The organism is Burkholderia sp. THE68, from assembly GCF_009938265.1.
Taxonomy (GTDB): domain Bacteria; phylum Pseudomonadota; class Gammaproteobacteria; order Burkholderiales; family Burkholderiaceae; genus Caballeronia.
Genome location: NZ_AP022316.1, coordinates 1,160,920 through 1,176,465 on the forward strand (window position 1 = coordinate 1,160,920; position 15,546 = coordinate 1,176,465).

At 65.2% G+C, this 15,546-nt stretch carries 13 protein-coding genes; 5 read left to right on the plus strand and 8 right to left on the minus strand.

The annotated features are described in order from the left end of the window. The first annotated feature begins 89 nt into the window (after window positions 1-89). The 3 genes from BTHE68_RS18920 (at window position 90) to BTHE68_RS18930 (ending at window position 4,048) form a co-directional block, all read left to right on the plus strand. On the plus strand, window positions 90-1,400 hold the full coding sequence (locus BTHE68_RS18920; protein WP_162067788.1) for a YihY/virulence factor BrkB family protein: 1,311 nt from the start codon (window positions 90-92) through the stop codon (window positions 1,398-1,400). A 318-nt stretch (window positions 1,401-1,718) separates the two neighbouring features. Then, window positions 1,719-2,885 (plus strand): porin, encoded by a 1,167-nt coding sequence (locus tag BTHE68_RS18925; protein WP_162067789.1) that lies wholly within the window; start codon window positions 1,719-1,721, stop codon window positions 2,883-2,885. Between the two features lie 209 nt (window positions 2,886-3,094). Next, complete coding sequence (locus tag BTHE68_RS18930; RefSeq protein WP_162067790.1) at window positions 3,095-4,048, plus strand: glycerophosphodiester phosphodiesterase family protein; 954 nt, start codon at window positions 3,095-3,097, stop codon at window positions 4,046-4,048. A 4-nt stretch (window positions 4,049-4,052) separates the two neighbouring features. Here the strand turns inward: BTHE68_RS18930 and BTHE68_RS18935 are convergent, their stop codons facing one another. The 4 genes from BTHE68_RS18935 to BTHE68_RS18950 all read right to left on the minus strand — a co-directional run bounded on the left by BTHE68_RS18935 (window position 4,053) and on the right by BTHE68_RS18950 (window position 8,164). Then, on the minus strand, window positions 4,053-4,922 hold the full coding sequence (locus tag BTHE68_RS18935; protein WP_162067791.1) for a proteasome-type protease: 870 nt from the start codon (window positions 4,920-4,922) through the stop codon (window positions 4,053-4,055). Window positions 4,923-5,001: 79 nt separating this feature from the next. Beyond that, a complete protein-coding gene (locus tag BTHE68_RS18940) occupies window positions 5,002-5,799 on the minus strand; it encodes a transglutaminase family protein (protein ID WP_162067792.1) in 798 nt (265 codons plus the stop codon). A gap of 3 nt (window positions 5,800-5,802) precedes the next feature. After that, window positions 5,803-6,756 (minus strand): alpha-E domain-containing protein, encoded by a 954-nt coding sequence (locus BTHE68_RS18945; RefSeq protein WP_162067793.1) that lies wholly within the window; start codon window positions 6,754-6,756, stop codon window positions 5,803-5,805. 1 nt (window position 6,757) lies between these two features. After that, complete coding sequence (locus BTHE68_RS18950; protein WP_162068275.1) at window positions 6,758-8,164, minus strand: circularly permuted type 2 ATP-grasp protein; 1,407 nt, start codon at window positions 8,162-8,164, stop codon at window positions 6,758-6,760. A 139-nt stretch (window positions 8,165-8,303) separates the two neighbouring features. Here BTHE68_RS18950 and BTHE68_RS18955 point away from each other — a divergent pair, with 139 nt between their 5' ends. Continuing rightward, on the plus strand, window positions 8,304-9,878 hold the full coding sequence (locus tag BTHE68_RS18955) for a 3'-5' exonuclease family protein (RefSeq protein WP_232077965.1): 1,575 nt from the start codon (window positions 8,304-8,306) through the stop codon (window positions 9,876-9,878). A gap of 7 nt (window positions 9,879-9,885) precedes the next feature. Here the strand turns inward: BTHE68_RS18955 and BTHE68_RS18960 are convergent, their stop codons facing one another. Beyond that, window positions 9,886-10,629 carry an SDR family oxidoreductase gene (locus BTHE68_RS18960; protein ID WP_162067795.1) on the minus strand — a complete coding sequence of 248 codons (744 nt, stop codon included), beginning with the start codon at window positions 10,627-10,629 and terminating at the stop codon, window positions 9,886-9,888. 121 nt (window positions 10,630-10,750) lie between these two features. Between BTHE68_RS18960 and BTHE68_RS18965 the strand changes: the two genes are divergently transcribed. Beyond that, complete coding sequence (locus BTHE68_RS18965) at window positions 10,751-11,650, plus strand: LysR family transcriptional regulator (RefSeq protein WP_162067796.1); 900 nt, start codon at window positions 10,751-10,753, stop codon at window positions 11,648-11,650. A 111-nt stretch (window positions 11,651-11,761) separates the two neighbouring features. Here BTHE68_RS18965 and BTHE68_RS18970 read toward each other — a convergent pair whose 3' ends face one another. The 3 genes from BTHE68_RS18970 to BTHE68_RS18980 form a co-directional block, all read right to left on the minus strand. Further along, complete coding sequence (locus BTHE68_RS18970; protein WP_162067797.1) at window positions 11,762-12,220, minus strand: HU family DNA-binding protein; 459 nt, start codon at window positions 12,218-12,220, stop codon at window positions 11,762-11,764. A 212-nt stretch (window positions 12,221-12,432) separates the two neighbouring features. Beyond that, window positions 12,433-13,179, minus strand: coding sequence for an endonuclease/exonuclease/phosphatase family protein (locus tag BTHE68_RS18975; protein ID WP_162067798.1), 747 nt, complete (start codon window positions 13,177-13,179; stop codon window positions 12,433-12,435). After that, window positions 13,176-15,476, minus strand: coding sequence for a VTT domain-containing protein (locus tag BTHE68_RS18980; RefSeq protein ID WP_162067799.1), 2,301 nt, complete (start codon window positions 15,474-15,476; stop codon window positions 13,176-13,178). Before BTHE68_RS18980 ends, BTHE68_RS18975 begins: the two co-directional genes overlap by 4 nt. Between the last annotated feature and the right edge of the window lie 70 nt (window positions 15,477-15,546).

The window sequence follows — 15,546 nt, forward strand, 5'->3', positions numbered from 1 at the left end:
AGGACATGGGTGTCGTGGAATGGAACGTGCTCGACGGATGAGCATCGCCGCACACATTCGCGATTCATTCAAGGATCCAAGAGGTCGTCATGAGTTCCGTCTCAACGCAGAAGATCGAAGCGGTCGTGAAAAAGGATGCTTCGTGGGCGCTCGGCGCGCTCAAGCAGTTCTCGGAAAATCGCTGCGCAGCGATGGCCGCGAGCATCGCGTTCTATTCGGCGTTCTCGCTCGCACCTACGCTCGTCATGGTGATCGCCGTCGCGGGCTGGGTCTTCGGGCCGGAAGCCGCGCGCGGGCAACTCTTTCATCAGGTGAACGGACTCATCGGCGATCAGGCCGCGGCGGGCGTGCAGAGCATCGTCGAGAATGCGCACCGCAGCGGCGGCACGGGCCTCGCCGCGATCATTTCGTTCGCGCTGCTGGCGGCGGGCGCGTCGGCGACATTCTCATCGCTCAATACGGCGCTCAACATCGTCTGGCCGATGACCGCCGAGCAGCGCTCCAGCGTCATGGCGATGGTGCGCGTGCGGCTGGTCTCGTTCGGGCTGGTGCTGGGCGTCGCTTTTCTGCTGATCGTCTCGCTCGTGCTCGACACGGCGATTCAGGCGGTCGGCATGTGGCTGTGGGCGGATTCGCCGTTCGTGATCGTCGGCGACGTCGTGCAGCTCGCGGCCGGACTCGCGATTCTCACCGTCGCGTTCGGCGCGCTGATGAAGTTCCTGCCCGACGCGCCCGTGCAATGGCGCGATGCGCTGGTCGGCGGACTGGTCGCCGCGCTGCTTTTCTCGGCGGGCAAGAAGCTGTTCGCGCTCTATCTGACGCACGCGGGAACCGCGAGCGCGTTCGGCGCGGCGGGCTCGCTCGCGGTGCTGTTGATGTGGCTCTATTTCTCCGCCGCCGTGCTGCTGCTCGGCGCGGAGTTTTCGGCGGCGCGCGCGCGGCTGCACGATCCGCGCGGCGCGTGGGGCCAGCAGAACAGCGGCAACGTGCCGCCGGGCAGCCGCGCGAAGATCGGCTCGCTGCTCGCCGCATCGACGCGCACCGCCACGCCGATGACCGGCGCGGCATCGACGACCGCTCCCGTCGACGAGACGACGAAACGCGCAATCGGCGCGCGCGCGCAGCATGCCCAGCATCTGACCGGGGAGGCGCGCAAGAAAGTATCCGCCGTGGCGCGGGCGCTGGAGTTATCTCGCAAGCTGGCGCGGGCCGAATCGACCGCCACGCGCGTCACCGCGCTCGCGATGGTCGGCGCGGGCCGCAAGGCGTCGCACGCGAATGCGGCGGTGCGGCGGCATCCGTGGCGCGCGGTGCTGGTCGCGGCGGGCGCGGGCATGGCGATCGCGCTGCTGACCCGGCGCGACATGACGCGGCAACAGGACCCGACCGTCCGGCGCTGAATCCGCGTCCCCCGCGCGCTGTCCGCCAATCCCGAAAAATCCCGCATTGAAAATGCGCTTTGTTATTTGAATCGACGGTAATCGCGCACCAGCCCAAAATCCGCCGATTCAAATAGTCGATTGCGCACGGAACTTTTCCGAACTGCCCCAGTCTCCCAAAATTCGTTTCGAAACTGCCCGAAAACCTTTACGGACGGGCAGATGACCCGAGTGTGTGTTTTTCGAGACAGTCTATATTTTTCATTTCTTAAGTTTCGAAACGTTGCGTTATTCTCTGCGCCGGCAACAACGATTTTAATCATTCGCGTGGAGAATTCGATGAAGAAATTCGCACTGACGTCCCTCTCGCTGGCGCTGCTCGGCGCAGCAGGCGCGGCACAGGCTCAAAACAGCGTGACCCTGTATGGCGTGATCGACGCTGGTATCGGCTATGTGAGCCATGCCAACGCGAACGGCGACAAGCTGGTCGGCATGATCAACGGTAACCTGTCCGGCGACCGCTGGGGCTTGAAGGGTCAGGAAGACCTGGGCGGCGGTCTGAAGGCGATCTTCCAGTTGGAAAACGGCTTTGACGTCGGCACGGGTCGTCTCGGCCAGGGCGGCCGCGAATTCGGCCGTCAGGCGTTCGTCGGCCTGTCCGGCAACCAGTGGGGCACGGTCACGCTGGGTCGCCAGTACGATCCGCTGGTCGACATGGTTCAAGGCATCACGGGTGACAACTACTGGGGCGCAGCCTTCGCAACGCCGGGCGACGTCGACAACTACGACAACTCGCTGCGCGTGAGCAACGCCGTCAAGTACGTGTCGCCGAACTACGCCGGCTTCCAGGTCGAAGGCCTGTACGGCTTCAGCAACCTGGCGGGCACGACGGGCCAAGGCCAGACGTGGTCGGCAGCTGCGACGTACAACAACGGCCCGCTGGCTGTTGCAGGCGGCTACTTCTACGCGAACAACCCGAGTGCAGGCCGCGTGCCGGCAACGACCGCCAGCGGCTGGGGCAGCCCGTCGTCGGACTCGCTGTTCAACAGCCCGGTTAACGGCGCATATTCGACGGCTCAGGCTATCGGTATCGCTCGCGGCGCGGTTCAGTACTCGATCGGCGCATTCACGGTCGGCGGTTCGTACAGCAACGCGCAGTACAAGGCTGACGGCGCATCGCGCTTCGGCTCGCAGCACTTCAACATCGGCAACGGCTTCGTGAACTTCCAGATCACGCCGGCTCTGTTGACGGGTCTGGGCTACACGTACACGAAGGCGGGTGGCGACACCTCGGCGACGTACCATCAGGTCAGCCTGGGCGCGGACTACTCGCTGTCGAAGCGCACGGACTTCTACGCTGTTGCGGCTTACCAGCACGCAAGCGGCGACCAGCGTAACGGCGACGGCACGACCAGTTCGGCGCAAGCGTCGATCGGCTCGTATGGCTACGAAAGCGGCCGCAGCCACCAGGAACTGGTCATCGTGGGCGTGCGTCACAAGTTCTAAGAACAACCGACTGGCGTGGCACGCGAGTGCCGCGTCGGGAGGACCGAAGTACCCTCGAACAGCCATCGGTTTTGCCGGTGGCTGTTTTTTTATGCGCGCGCGTCGAGTGGCAAAGCGCAACAAAGCGTCAAAATCAACCGCGCGCGTGCAACGCGTCCGGACGACGGCAGCAGAATGGCCCGGATATCGAAATCCAGGAGATTCGCACGATGCCGCTACGCCCGATCCTTCATCGCTTCATCGTCGTCGCCGTGTGCATCGTGAGCGCCGCGTGCGCAACGGTCGATTCACCCGCCCTGCCGATGATCGTCGCGCATCGCGGCGGCGCGGCCGACTATCCCGAGAACACGCTGATCGCCATCGAGGGCGCGCTGCACAATCGCGCCGATGCGATCTGGCTCACCGTGCAACTCACGCGCGATGGCGTGCCGGTGCTGTATCGTCCGGCCGATCTTTCGGTGAACACCGACGGCCGCGGCGCGGTCGCGGACTTCGACCTGACCGCACTCCAGCGGCTGAATGCGGGATGGAACTTCGCGCCACACGACGCGAGCGGCGCGGCGCGTCAGCCGTATCGCGACCATCCGGTGCGGATTCCGACGCTCGCCGCGGCGTTGCGCGCGATTCCGCCCGCCGTGCCCGTGATGCTCGACATGAAAGCGCTACCCGCCGCGCCGCAGGCGGCAGCCGTCGCGCGCGTGCTGAACGAGGAAAACGCGTGGCCGCGCGTGCTGATCTATTCGACCGATGCCGCGTATCAGAACGCCTTCGCAGCGTATCCGCAGGCGCGCCTCTTCGAATCTCGCGATGCCACGCGCGCAAGGCTCGCCGCCGTCGCGCTCGCGAGGACGTGCGAGGCGCCGCCGCCGTCCGGAACATGGACCGCGTTCGAATATGCGAGAAAGATGGAGCTGGTCGAAACGTTCACGCTCGGCGAAGCGCGCTCGGCGGTCACGGCGAAACTGTGGACGCCCGAAGCGATCAAGTGCTTCCGCACCAGCGGGAACACGCCGATCGTTGCGATCGGCGTCGAGAACGCCGACGATTACCGCGCCGCCGCCTGCCTGGGCGTGACCGCCGTGCTTGCCGATTCGCCGCGAAACATGCGCGCGGTCAGGGCGAACATGGCGCTGCCTCTGCAATGCCCGTCCGACACGCGCTGACGGCTCACCGCTGCGGCGCGTTGCCCGTGGGGCTGGTGTCCTCCGCGAGCGTCTGCGCGGGCGCATCCGAGCCGCATGGCAAATCTCCGATGACGAGCCGCGGCACCGTGCTGCGCGTCTCGCGCGGGCGCAGCGGAACGTTGTCGAGTTCGGTCCACGACGGATTCGGAATCTCGCCGAAAAGCTGCCGCAGACGCTCGCCCCAGGTCTTGTTGATCATCTGGTAGTAGGCGCTGTTGTTGTCGAGCGTGGCGAAGCGCGTCACGCGCAGCGAGTCCTTTTCGTAGACCAGCAGGTCGAGCGGCAAACCGACCGAGAGATTCGAGCGCAGCGTCGAATCCATCGAAATGAGCGCGCATTTGGCGGCTTCGTCGAGCGGCGATGCGGGCGTGATCACGCGGTCGATGATCGGCTTGCCGTACTTCGATTCGCCGATCTGAAAATACGGCGACACGCGCGTCGATTCGATGAAATTGCCCGCCGCGTAGATCATGAACAGGCGCGGCGGCTGGCCGCAGATCTGTCCGCCGAGAATGAAGCTGCAATTGAAGTCGACGCTGAATTCCGCGAGCGACAGCGCGTCGCGCCGATGCACCTCGCGCACCGCGTCGCCGACGATGCGCGCGGCTTCCGCCATGGTCGGCACGCTGTAGAGCGTGGGCGCGCCGGGGTCGGACGGCTCCCCGAGCAGATGGGTCACCGCCTGCGTCAGGGCGAGGTTGCCCGCCGCGAGCAGAACGATCACGCGCTCTCCCGGCTGTTCGAAAACAACCATCTTGCGCGCGGCGCTCACGTGGTCCACGCCGGCGTTGGTGCGCGTGTCGGACAGGAATACCAGCCCCTCGTCCACGCACATGCCCACGCAATAAGTCATGTCAATCCGTCCTGAAACAAGCAAACCGCTATTGTACTGAGCGCGACTGCGGGTCGCATCCACCCGCTCATTGATTCGCTCATTGGTCCGCTCGTGCTTCGATATCGATGTGCACCGCGAGCGTCTCCTCCTTGCCGCCCACGCGCGCGCCGCGCACCGGCGCAGCGGCTTCGTGATCCCGCGCGACCGCGAGCCGGCAATGGCGCTCGCCCGCGAACGCGGCCTGCGTCGCATCCACCGATACCCAGCCGTGCTCGACCCAGACATCGACCCATGCGTGCGTCGTCGGGGCGGCGCTCGGGCCTGCATCGACATAACCGCTCACGCAGCGCGCCGGCACGCCGCGCACACGGCAGCACGCGAGCATCAGATGGGCGAAATCGCGCGCGTCGCCGGAGCCGCTCGCAAGCGCCTGCGCGGCCGTGCCCGCGGCATACGCCGGTTCATGGCGATACTGCACGCCAGCCGCGATACGCTCGGCCAGCGCCACGAGCGACGCCGACGTATCGAGCGACGGCACGCGATGCGCAAGCTCGCGCACCGCCGCATCCGGCGAAGTCAGCGGCGTCGCGCAGGTGAAATGTTCGAGCGGGATCGGACCGGCTTCATCGAAGAGGCGGCCATCGGCAAGCGCTTCGGTTTCGACTTCGCCCGCCATGCTCAGGTGCATTTCGCTGTGCGGCTTCATCAGCACCAGCGTGTGCAGCACGTTGCCGTAGGCATCGCGCGCGGTGTCGAGCTTGCCCGGCGCTTCGACGTGCCAGTGCCGCACGAGCTGCGCGGCGCCGCTCGCAGGCGTCACGCGAAACTGCTGGATCGAATACGTGACCGGCGCGGCGTAGCGGTAACGGATGTCGTGGCGAATGGTCAGCAGCATGATTCACGCAATCGGCAGCATGAGGAAAGTGTGCATCACGCGCAGGCCGAGTTCATCGACCCGCTTCAGAAACTGCGTGAGCCACGCGTGCACGCCCGTCTCCAGAATCTGGCGGATGTCGGCGTAGAGCACGTCCGCGCGCAGCTTGCCCGCGAAGCGCTCGCAGTCCTTCGACGCATCCGTGCGCAGCTTCGCGAGCGTCTCGCAGACGCCATCGAGCGACGCCAGCAGCGAGCGCGGCATCTGCTCGTTGAGGATCAGCAGTTCGACGACACGCGCGGGCGTCACGACATCGCGATACACCTTGCGATAGATCTCCAGCGCCGATACGGAACTGAGAATCGACGTCCAGTAGTAGAAATCTTCGAGCTGGCGCGCCGCCTCGCGCGAGTTCGGCGTGGCGTCGGCGAATCGCACATCGAGAATGCGCGCGGTGTTGTCCGCGCGTTCGAGATAAGCGCCGAGCTGCATGAAGAAGAACGCATCGTCGCGCAGCGCGGTGCCCTGCATCACGCCGCGGCACAGGTTCGAGCGGTACTTGACCCATTCGAAGAGCGCGTCCGGACTCATGACGAGCTCGAGCTTCGCGAGCCGCTGATTGAATTCGAGCCACGTGAAGTTGATGGTTTCCCAGCCTTCGGTCGTGAGCGTGCCGCGCACCGCGCGCGCGTTCTCGCGGGTCGCCTGCAGGCACGAGAGAATGCTCGACGGATTGCGCGCGTCGGCCGCCATGAAATGCAGCATGTCCTCGCGCTCGTACGATCCGGGATAGCGCTCGTCGAACATGTCCTCCAGTTCGGAGATCTTCAGCACCGAGCGCTGCGCGCGCGCCGCCTGTTCGGGCGTCTGCGGCAGCAGCGCGCCTTCCAGGTTGATGTCGAGCATGCGCGCGGTGTTCTCCGCGCGCTCCATGTAGCGCGCCATCCAGAACAGGTGATCGGCGGTGCGGCTCAGCATGTCATTCGACCATCCACGTATCTTTGGTCCCGCCGCCCTGCGACGAGTTGACGACGAGCGAGCCTTCACGCAACGCTACGCGCGTGAGGCCGCCCGCGCACATCGACACTTCGCGGCCCGAAAGCACGAACGGCCGCAAGTCGATATGACGCGGCGCGATGCCCGCCTCGACGAAAGTCGGGCAGGCGGACAGCGCGAGCGTCGGCTGCGCGATATAGCCTTCGGGCCGCGCGATGAGCCGGGCGCGAAACACTTCGATCTCGTCGCGGGTCGACGCCGGCCCGACGAGCATGCCGTAACCGCCCGCGCCATGCACTTCCTTCACGACGAGTTCCGCCAGATGCGCGAGCGTGTACGCGAGATCGTCGGCCTTGCGGCATTGGTACGTCGGCACGTTGTTGAGGATCGGCTTCTCGCCCAGGTAGAACTCGATCATGTCGGGCACGAACGGATAGATGGATTTGTCGTCGGCGATGCCGGTGCCCATCGCGTTCGCGAGCGTCACGCGCCCCGTGCGATACGAGGTCAGCAGACCCGGAATGCCGAGCGCCGAATCCGCGCGAAACGCGAGCGGATCGAGAAAATCATCGTCGACGCGGCGATAGATCACGTCGACGCGGCGCGGCCCGTGCGTCGTACGCATGAAGACGTAATTGTCGTCGACGAAGAGATCCTTGCCCTCGACGAGTTCCACGCCCATCTGCTGCGCGAGAAAGGTGTGCTCGAAATAGGCGGAGTTGTACATGCCCGGTGTCAGCACGACGACGGCAGGATCGTCGACGCCCTCGGGCGCGATCGAGCGCAAGGTCTCCAGCAGCAGGTCGGGATAATGCGCGACCGGAGCGACGCGGTTCTGCACGAAGAGTTCGGGAAAGAGCCGCATCATCATCTTGCGGTTTTCCAGCATGTACGACACGCCCGAGGGCACGCGCAGATTGTCTTCGAGCACGTAGAACTCGCCCGCTTCGCCCGCGCGCACCACGTCGACGCCGGCGATGTGCGCGTACACGTCGAGCGGCACGTCCACGCCCTGCATCTCCGGCCGATACTGCGCGTTCGTATAGACCTGCTCGGCGGGAAGGCGTCCGGCGAGCACGATATCGCCGTCGTGATAGATGTCGTGAAGAAACAGATTGAGCGCCTGCACGCGCTGCCGCAAGCCAGCTTCGAGCACGCGCCATTCGTCGCCGGGAATGATGCGCGGAATCATGTCGAATGGAATGAGCCGCTCGGTGCCGGACAGGTCGCCATTCACCGCGAAGGTGATGCCCACGCGCCGGAACAGCACGTCCGCCTCGGCCCGCTTGCGCGCGATCGTCTCGGGGCTCTGCATCGAGAGCCAGCGGGAGAACCGCGCGTAGTGGCTGCGCACGGTGTCGTCCTGACGCATTTCATCGTAGATCTGCATCATTGCGTCCTTCGTTTTTCGGCGCGTTTCGTTGCAGTATCGGACGAAAAACGCGTGACGTGTGCCCCTTTTTTAACGCGCGTTCATGGTGCACGGCTGTTTCGCGCTAGACTTTCCCTTCATCGTCCTACGTTTGAACATGTCCGACGCCTTCGAAGACGAAGCCGATTCGCTCGCCGACGCCCTCCTCGCAGGACTCGCGCGCCCGATCGTGTTCGTCGATCTGGAAACCACGGGTTCGAACGCCACCGAAGACCGCATCACCGAGATCGGCGTCGTGGAAGCGAGCACGGCGGGCATCGAGCGCTGGAGTGTGCTCGTCGATCCGGGCGTGCCGGTGCCGCCGTTCATCTCGCGCCTGACCGGCATCGACGACGCGATGCTGCGCGGCCAGCCGAGCTTCGAATCGCTCGCGCCCGCGCTCGCCGAGCGGCTGCACGGCAAGCTCTTCGTCGCGCACAACGCGCGTTTCGATTACGGCTTTCTCAAGAACGCCTTCCGCCGCGCGGGCATCGCGTTTCGCGCCGATACGCTGTGCACGGTGCGGCTGTCGCGTGCGCTCTTTCCGTCGGTCGAACGGCATGGGCTCGATGCGCTCATCGCGCGGCTGAATCTCGCGCCTGAAGGACGCCATCGCGCGCTCGCCGACGCCGATCTGCTCTGGCAGTTCTGGCAGAAGATTCACGCGCTGTACCGGCAGGATCTCGTCGATGCAGCGATCAAGACGCTCGTCAGGCGCGCGAGTCTGCCCGCGGCGTTGCCCGAAGGTGCGCTCGATGCGCTGCCGTCGACGCCCGGCGTCTATCTCTTTCACGGCGACGACGACGTGCCGCTCTATGTCGGCAAGAGCATCAATCTGAAACAACGCGTCGCGGCGCATTTTTCGGGCGATCACAGGCTTCAGAAGGACTTGTCGATCTCGCAGGCCATCCGCCGCATCGAATGCCGCGAGACGGTCGGAGAGCTTGGCGCGCTGCTGCTCGAAGCCAGGCTCGTGAAAGAGCTGAAGCCGACGCACAACCGCCTGCTGAAAGGCGCGTCGGGAGCCTGCGCGTGGCAGTGGCTGCCCGGCGCGAGCGCGCCGACGCTCGTGAAGGCGAGCGCGCGCGATCTGTCGCGCGAGGCGCATCTCTTCGGCGTGTTCGCGTCGCGCGCCAAGGCGCATGCGTTCATGCGCCATATCGCCGATGAGCACACGCTCTGTCACGCGACGCTCGGGCTGGAAAAAGCGCCGCTGTCGCGCAGTCGCGGCTGCTTCGGCTATCAGGTGAAACGCTGCCTCGGATCGTGTGCGGACGTTGAAACAGTCGCGGATCACGCGGCGCGCGCGCTCGCTGCGCTGGAACACGCGCGCCTCGTGCGCTGGCCGCACGAAGGACCGATCGCCATCCCCGAGCGCGACGAACACACGGGGCGCGAAGCGTGGCACGTGATCGATCGATGGTGCTATGTCGGCACCTGCGCGACGCGCGACGAGATCGCGCCGCTGCTCGCCGATGCCCCCGATCTGCGCCCTTTCGATACCGACGTGTACGGCCTGCTTGCGAAGCGCATCGCGTCGGGACAACTCGCGTGGATCGCCTGCGATGCGCGGCCCGCGTTCCATCTCGTCGTACAAGAGGCGCCCGCGCGCGCAGCCGCCATCACGCCGCAGACGAAACGCGCCGCGAAGCGCCGCGCGATCGTCGCCGATCAGTTCGCACTGATGTTCTGAACGCGCCTCAGGCGATGCCGCCGTTCGCGCGCAACACCTGCCCGTTGACCCAGCCCGCATCCGGGCCGACGAGAAACGCGACGACCGCCGCGATATCGTCCGGCTGACCGAGCCGTTCGAGCGGCGGCATCTTCGAGAACGCCGCGATCTGCTCGTCGGTCTTGCCGTCGAGGAACAGCGACGTCGCCACCGGTCCCGGCGCCACTGCATTCACCGTGATGCCGCGCCCGCGCAACTCCTTCGCGAACACATGCGTAAACGATTCGACCGCCGCCTTGGTTGCGTTGTAGATCGCGTAGCCGGGCATGTTCAGCGCGAGCGTCGTGCTCGAAAAATTGACGATGCGCCCGCCGCCGTTCATGCGCGCCGCCGCTTCGCGCAGCGTATTGAAGGTGCCGCGCACGTTGATATCGAAGGTCTGATCGTAGAGCGCGTCGCTCGTGTCGGCGAGCGGCACGGTCTTCAATACGCCCGCGTTGTTGACGAGCGCATCGACCTTGCCGAGTTCCGCTTCGACCGTGCCGAACATGCGGCGCACGTCGTCCGCGTTGGCGACATCCGCTTTCACGGCGATCGCCGCGCCGCCCGCTTCACGCAATTCGGCGACGAGCGCCTCCGCTTCCTTCGCGCTCGCCGCGTAGTTCACCGCGACCGCGAAGCCGTCGCACGCGAGCCGCCGCGCGATCTCGGCGCCGATGCCGCGCGATGCGCCCGTGACGATGGCCACGCGTTTCGTTGTGATCTGACTCATGATGTGCTCCTCAAAGTTGGCTGTTCGATGAGCAGCATGATGGATCATTCCGTTTCCGCGATCATCGTGCGTGGCTTAGTATCATCGTTCCAGTTGCTTCAACAATTCGACGCTCAAGCCTATGGATCGATTCCAGGAGATGCAGGTGTTCGTGCGTATCGCGGAGCGGCACAGCTTCACGCAGGCCGCCGACGATCTGCAGATACCGCGCGCCACCGTCACCAATCTGATGAAGCGCATGGAAGAGCGGCTCGGCACGCGCCTGCTCGAACGCACGACGCGCACCGTGCGCCTCACGCACGACGGCGAGGCGCACTACCGGCGCTGCGTGCGCCTGATCGCGGATCTGGAGGAAGCGGAAGACTCGTTCAGACATGTCGAGCCGAAGGGTCTGTTGCGCGTGAACCTGCAGGGCACGCTCGCGCGGCACTTCATCATGCCGGGACTGCCCGCGTTTCTCGAACGCTACGGGCGCATCGAACTGCATATCGGCGAGGACGACCGGCTCGTCGATCTCGTGCGCGAAGGCGTCGATTGCGTGTTGCGCGCGGGCACGTTGCAGGATTCGTCGATGATCGGCCGGCGCGTCGCGCTGCTCGAACAGGTGACGGTGGCGAGCGCCGCGTATCTCGCGCGCGAAGGCGTTCCGGATGATCTCGAAGCGCTCGCGTCGCATCGCGCGGTGAACTTCGTATCGAGCGCGACGGGGCGCGTGCTGCCGCTCGAATTCGCCATCGATGACCGCATCGAAGCGATCGAGCTGCAGGCGACGATATCGGTGACGGGCGTCGAGATGTACACGCAGGCCGCGCTCGCGGGACTCGGCATCGTTCAGGTGCCGCGCTATCACGTCGACGATGCGCTCGCCGATGGCCGACTGCATGTCGTGCTGCCGAACCTGCCGCCGCCGCCGATGCCGGTCTCCGTGCTCTATCCGCATAACCGTCAGCTATCCGCGCGGGTACGGGTTTTTGCGGACTGGTTGAGCGAGATCTTCGCTCGATACAACGTGCGCGCTTGAAAAAATCAAAAGCAAAAGAGGCCAGCATCCCAGTGAAGGGAAGCTGGCCTCTTTTTCATCGAGCTTCGATTTCGCTAACGAAACCGAAGCCGCAACGCTGGCGAAAGTAACTTAAGCCGCTGCGTCCTTCAGCTTCTTCAGCGCGCGCGCCTTGATGCGAACGCTTGCCGGCTTGGCCGGGAACCAGCGCTCTTCACCCGAGAACGGGTCCTTGCCGAAGCGCTTCTTCTTCGCCGGCACGGCTTGCGCGGAGATCTTCAGCAGACCCGACAGCGTGAATTCGCCAGCGCCCTTCTTGTGGATCGAGCCGAGGATGGTGTCTTCCAGCGCGACCAGAACGGCCTTCACTGCCTTCACGTCGACAGCGGCTCGCTCGGCGAGGTGCGTCGCGAGCGATGCCTTCGTGAACGTGTCCTTGATCGGCGAGGGAGCGCCCGTGGTCTTCTTCGCGGCTACTTTCTTCGCGGCAACCTTCGGCGCTGCTGCTTTCTTCGCCGGTGCGGCGGCGGTCTTCGCCGTGGCCTTCTTGGCCGGGGCTTTCTTGGCAGCGGTTTTAGCGGAAGTCGGCATGTTTCTCCTACCTGTTTTTTGGTCAGTGATGTTCGAATACGTTCGCACCGATGCGTTCGTATCACGCCGGATTCTACATAGGCCAAGCGAGTTCGTGCGAGTCTTTTGCGCTTTTATATCGTTTTTATAGGGGTTTTTCGTGGCGTCGCTGAAACACGCAAGCCATCGACGCATCATGAGCGATGTTATTCGATGTATTTCGAAGCGTTGCGTCAACGCCGATGCGTGATGTGAGCGATGAGCGGATAGTGATCGGAAGCGATGCGCGAAAGCCGTGTGCGATGCACATCGACACGCATGAGACGCTCGCCCGGATGCACCCAGATGCGGTCGAGCGCGAAGAGCGGATAGCGCGTCGGAAAGGTACGCAACGCGCTCGCGCGATGAAAGTGCGTGACGAGGCGTCGCAGCGTGCGGCCATAAACGAACCACTCGTTGAGGTCGCCGAGCAGGATCACGGGCAGCGCGGGCGTATCGAAGCTTTGCAGCACCTGCTGCACTTGCGCGCGCCTTTCGCTCGATGCGAGGCCAAGATGCGTCGCGACCACGCGCCACACTTCGCCGCCGCAATCGATGTCGGCGTCGAGCGCGCCGCGCGGCTCGCGGCTTCTGAACGACAGGTCGAGCGTACGCACCGCGCGCACCGGATAGCGCGTGAGCACCGCGTTGCCGTAGCGGCGCTCGGGCGTATCGAGCGTCGGGCCCGCGACGGCGTGCAAGCCGGTCATGCGTTGCAGCACGTCGAGCACATCGGGCGAGCCGCTGCCGCCGAGCGGCACCTCCTGCAGCGCGAAGATATCCGCGTCGATCTCTGCGAGCACTGCGCCGATGCGCTCCGGTGCGAACTTGCCGTCGATACCTATCGCGCCATGCAAGTTGTAGGTGGCGATGCGCAGCTCGCGCGCGCGTGCTTCGCTCATGCCTTCCGGTTCGATGACCGCTTCGTGCATCAGCGTCATGAGTTGACCTCGTCGGGACGCTCGTTCTTCGATGCCGCATCGCGCGGCATGGTCCCGTTCATGGTCCCTTTCTCGCGCAACGCATTCGCGCGCTTCGCTTCGTCGCTGGCGCGCGGCTTGTCGGCATCGCTCGGCGCGCCTTCGTGCACGTCGTGAGGATCCGTGTGGCCGAGAAAGCGCTGCAGCAGCAACGACACGCCGATCAACGCCGCGCCGATGCCGATCAGCACCGCGAACGAGCCGACCGTCGGATGGTGCAGCGAAGCGACGAGCTGATGCGCGAATGCGACCGTCAGGAAGATGCCCGGCCCCATGCCGAGCATCGTGCCGATCATGAAGTCGCGCATGCGGATATGCGATGCACCCGCGACGAGATTGACGATCGAAAACGGTGCGACCGGCAAGAGCCGCAACACCACGACCGCGACAATGCCGCGCCGCGCCACGCGCTCCGATAGCCGGTTGACGCGCGCGCCCGCGAGCTTGCGCACCGCATCGCGGCCGAGCCAGCTACCGAGCGAATACGACACCGCGGCCGCGATCATCGTGCCGACAAACGCATAGAGGCCGCCCCACGAAGCGCCGAACACGAGGCCCGTCGTCGCGATGAGCAGCGTGATCGGCACCGAGACGACCGCCGCCACCACATAGCCGACGACGATCCACACGGGCGCGAACGGCAGCGCGTCGACGCGGCGTGTCGCGTGCGTGAGCGATCTGAGGTTCACGTAGTCGCCGAGCGGCGTCCAGTGCCACAGGCCCGCGACCACCACGACCATCAGCGCGAGCACGCCGAGCAGCGCAAAGCGTCCGATGAGCGGGCGCGTCTTTTCCGCGGGCACGAACTGATCGACGAGTTCGTCGGCGGCGATCGGCGTTTCGGGATCGATCAGCGCTTCGGGCGGAATAAGCTGGTCGAGCTCGGTCGACACTTGCGGATCGAGCGGCACCAGTGTGCGATGCGCGTCGCGGTCGCGCAACAGCGCCTGGATCGCGGCGTTCATGCTGCCGCGCGCATCGCGTTCGCGCACGATGTCCGCGCGCTCGCAGCCGAGATGCTCAGCGAGCAATGTGTCGCGCATCGCCGCGATCGCGCGGCGGATGCGTGCGTCGGCGCCCGCGTCGATCGAGATGTTGCACTCGCTGTCGAGCACCATCGAACGATTGTTCAGGTTGGACGAGCCGACGATCAGCAATTCGTCATCGACGATCATCAGCTTGCTGTGCACGTTGACGATCTGCTCGCCGAGCTTCGGCACGCTCGGAGACAGCAGGCTGTAACGGCCGTGCGTGTCGGCGTCTTTCAATAGCGTGTGCAGGCGCGCGCGCAACACGCCCATCGTCACTTCCTGCAGCCAGCCGCTCTGGTTGCGCGGCACGACGATGGCGAGATCAGGGCCGTCCTCGCGCGCGAGCGAATCGGCGAGCGCGGCGCCGACCGTGCCCGATGTGAAGTACTGGTTCTCGATATAGATGCTGCGCCGCGCCCGCGCGATGGCGTCGAGGTACTGCGTGCGAATCTGCCGCACCGGTTCGCGGCCGAGATAGGCGGGCTCGGTGAGCGAGATCGCGATATCGACATCGTCGAGATCGACGCGCCGTGAAGGCGGCCACGGGTCCTGTACGAGCGCCGCGCGATGTGCGCGGATCGCGAGACGCTTGCCGCATGCGCGCGCCCATCGTTCGCGCGCGAGCATGCCGATCTCGCGCGCGGCGTCGCCGTCGAACATGGTATGGACATCGTGGAAAGGCTGATACGGCGTGCCGTTGGCATCGCGGCGCAGCGGCTCGTCGGGCGCGTGCGCGGTCGTGTCCCAGCGCGAGCGCGTGAGATCGAGACCGCCCGCGAATGCAAGGCGATCATCGATCACGACGAGCTTCTGATGCTGCGAGCCGCCGAGCGGATGCTTGCCGTCCATCTGGAACGCGATGCGCCGGTTGGTGCGCCAGCCCATCTTGTACACGGGCAGCCATTCGCGCTCGAATGCATAGAGCATCGCGAAATCCCACGCGAGAATGTAGATGCGCAGGCGTCGCCTGTCGGCAGTGATCGCGTGCAGGAAATCGCCGAGCGCTTCGGGATAGCCGTCGTTCGCGCCTTCGGGCGTGAGCTTCATGCGGCTGTCGATATCCCATCCGAGGATGAATACGGTGCGTTCGGCACGCGTGATCGCCTCGCGCAGCACACGGAAATAATCCGCGCCATCGATGAGCAGGCTGAAGCGTTGCGCGTGACGCACGCTCGCGCAATTGCGTCCCGGCTGGAAAAACGGTTCATCGGCTTTTGCGTGGCTCATGGGCCTCTCGACGGCACTTCGCGGCCAAATGACTTTCGTTTTGCAAACGCCATGCCCGCCATGATGCTAC

What these genes read in the sequence shown, in the direction of transcription:
- BTHE68_RS18975 (WP_162067798.1), bottom strand. Translation starts at nt 13,179, where the DNA reads ATGACGCTGATGCACGAAGCGGTCATCGAACCGGAAGGCATGAGCGAA.
- BTHE68_RS18925 (WP_162067789.1), top strand. Translation starts at nt 1,719, where the DNA reads ATGAAGAAATTCGCACTGACGTCCCTCTCGCTGGCGCTGCTCGGCGCA.
- BTHE68_RS18920 (WP_162067788.1), top strand. Translation starts at nt 90, where the DNA reads ATGAGTTCCGTCTCAACGCAGAAGATCGAAGCGGTCGTGAAAAAGGAT.
- BTHE68_RS18955 (WP_232077965.1), top strand. Translation starts at nt 8,304, where the DNA reads ATGTCCGACGCCTTCGAAGACGAAGCCGATTCGCTCGCCGACGCCCTC.
- BTHE68_RS18980 (WP_162067799.1), bottom strand. Translation starts at nt 15,476, where the DNA reads ATGAGCCACGCAAAAGCCGATGAACCGTTTTTCCAGCCGGGACGCAAT.
- BTHE68_RS18960 (WP_162067795.1), bottom strand. Translation starts at nt 10,629, where the DNA reads ATGAGTCAGATCACAACGAAACGCGTGGCCATCGTCACGGGCGCATCG.
- BTHE68_RS18940 (WP_162067792.1), bottom strand. Translation starts at nt 5,799, where the DNA reads ATGCTGCTGACCATTCGCCACGACATCCGTTACCGCTACGCCGCGCCG.
- BTHE68_RS18970 (WP_162067797.1), bottom strand. Translation starts at nt 12,220, where the DNA reads ATGCCGACTTCCGCTAAAACCGCTGCCAAGAAAGCCCCGGCCAAGAAG.
- BTHE68_RS18965 (WP_162067796.1), top strand. Translation starts at nt 10,751, where the DNA reads ATGGATCGATTCCAGGAGATGCAGGTGTTCGTGCGTATCGCGGAGCGG.
- BTHE68_RS18945 (WP_162067793.1), bottom strand. Translation starts at nt 6,756, where the DNA reads ATGCTGAGCCGCACCGCCGATCACCTGTTCTGGATGGCGCGCTACATG.
- BTHE68_RS18950 (WP_162068275.1), bottom strand. Translation starts at nt 8,164, where the DNA reads ATGCAGATCTACGATGAAATGCGTCAGGACGACACCGTGCGCAGCCAC.
- BTHE68_RS18930 (WP_162067790.1), top strand. Translation starts at nt 3,095, where the DNA reads ATGCCGCTACGCCCGATCCTTCATCGCTTCATCGTCGTCGCCGTGTGC.
- BTHE68_RS18935 (WP_162067791.1), bottom strand. Translation starts at nt 4,922, where the DNA reads ATGACTTATTGCGTGGGCATGTGCGTGGACGAGGGGCTGGTATTCCTG.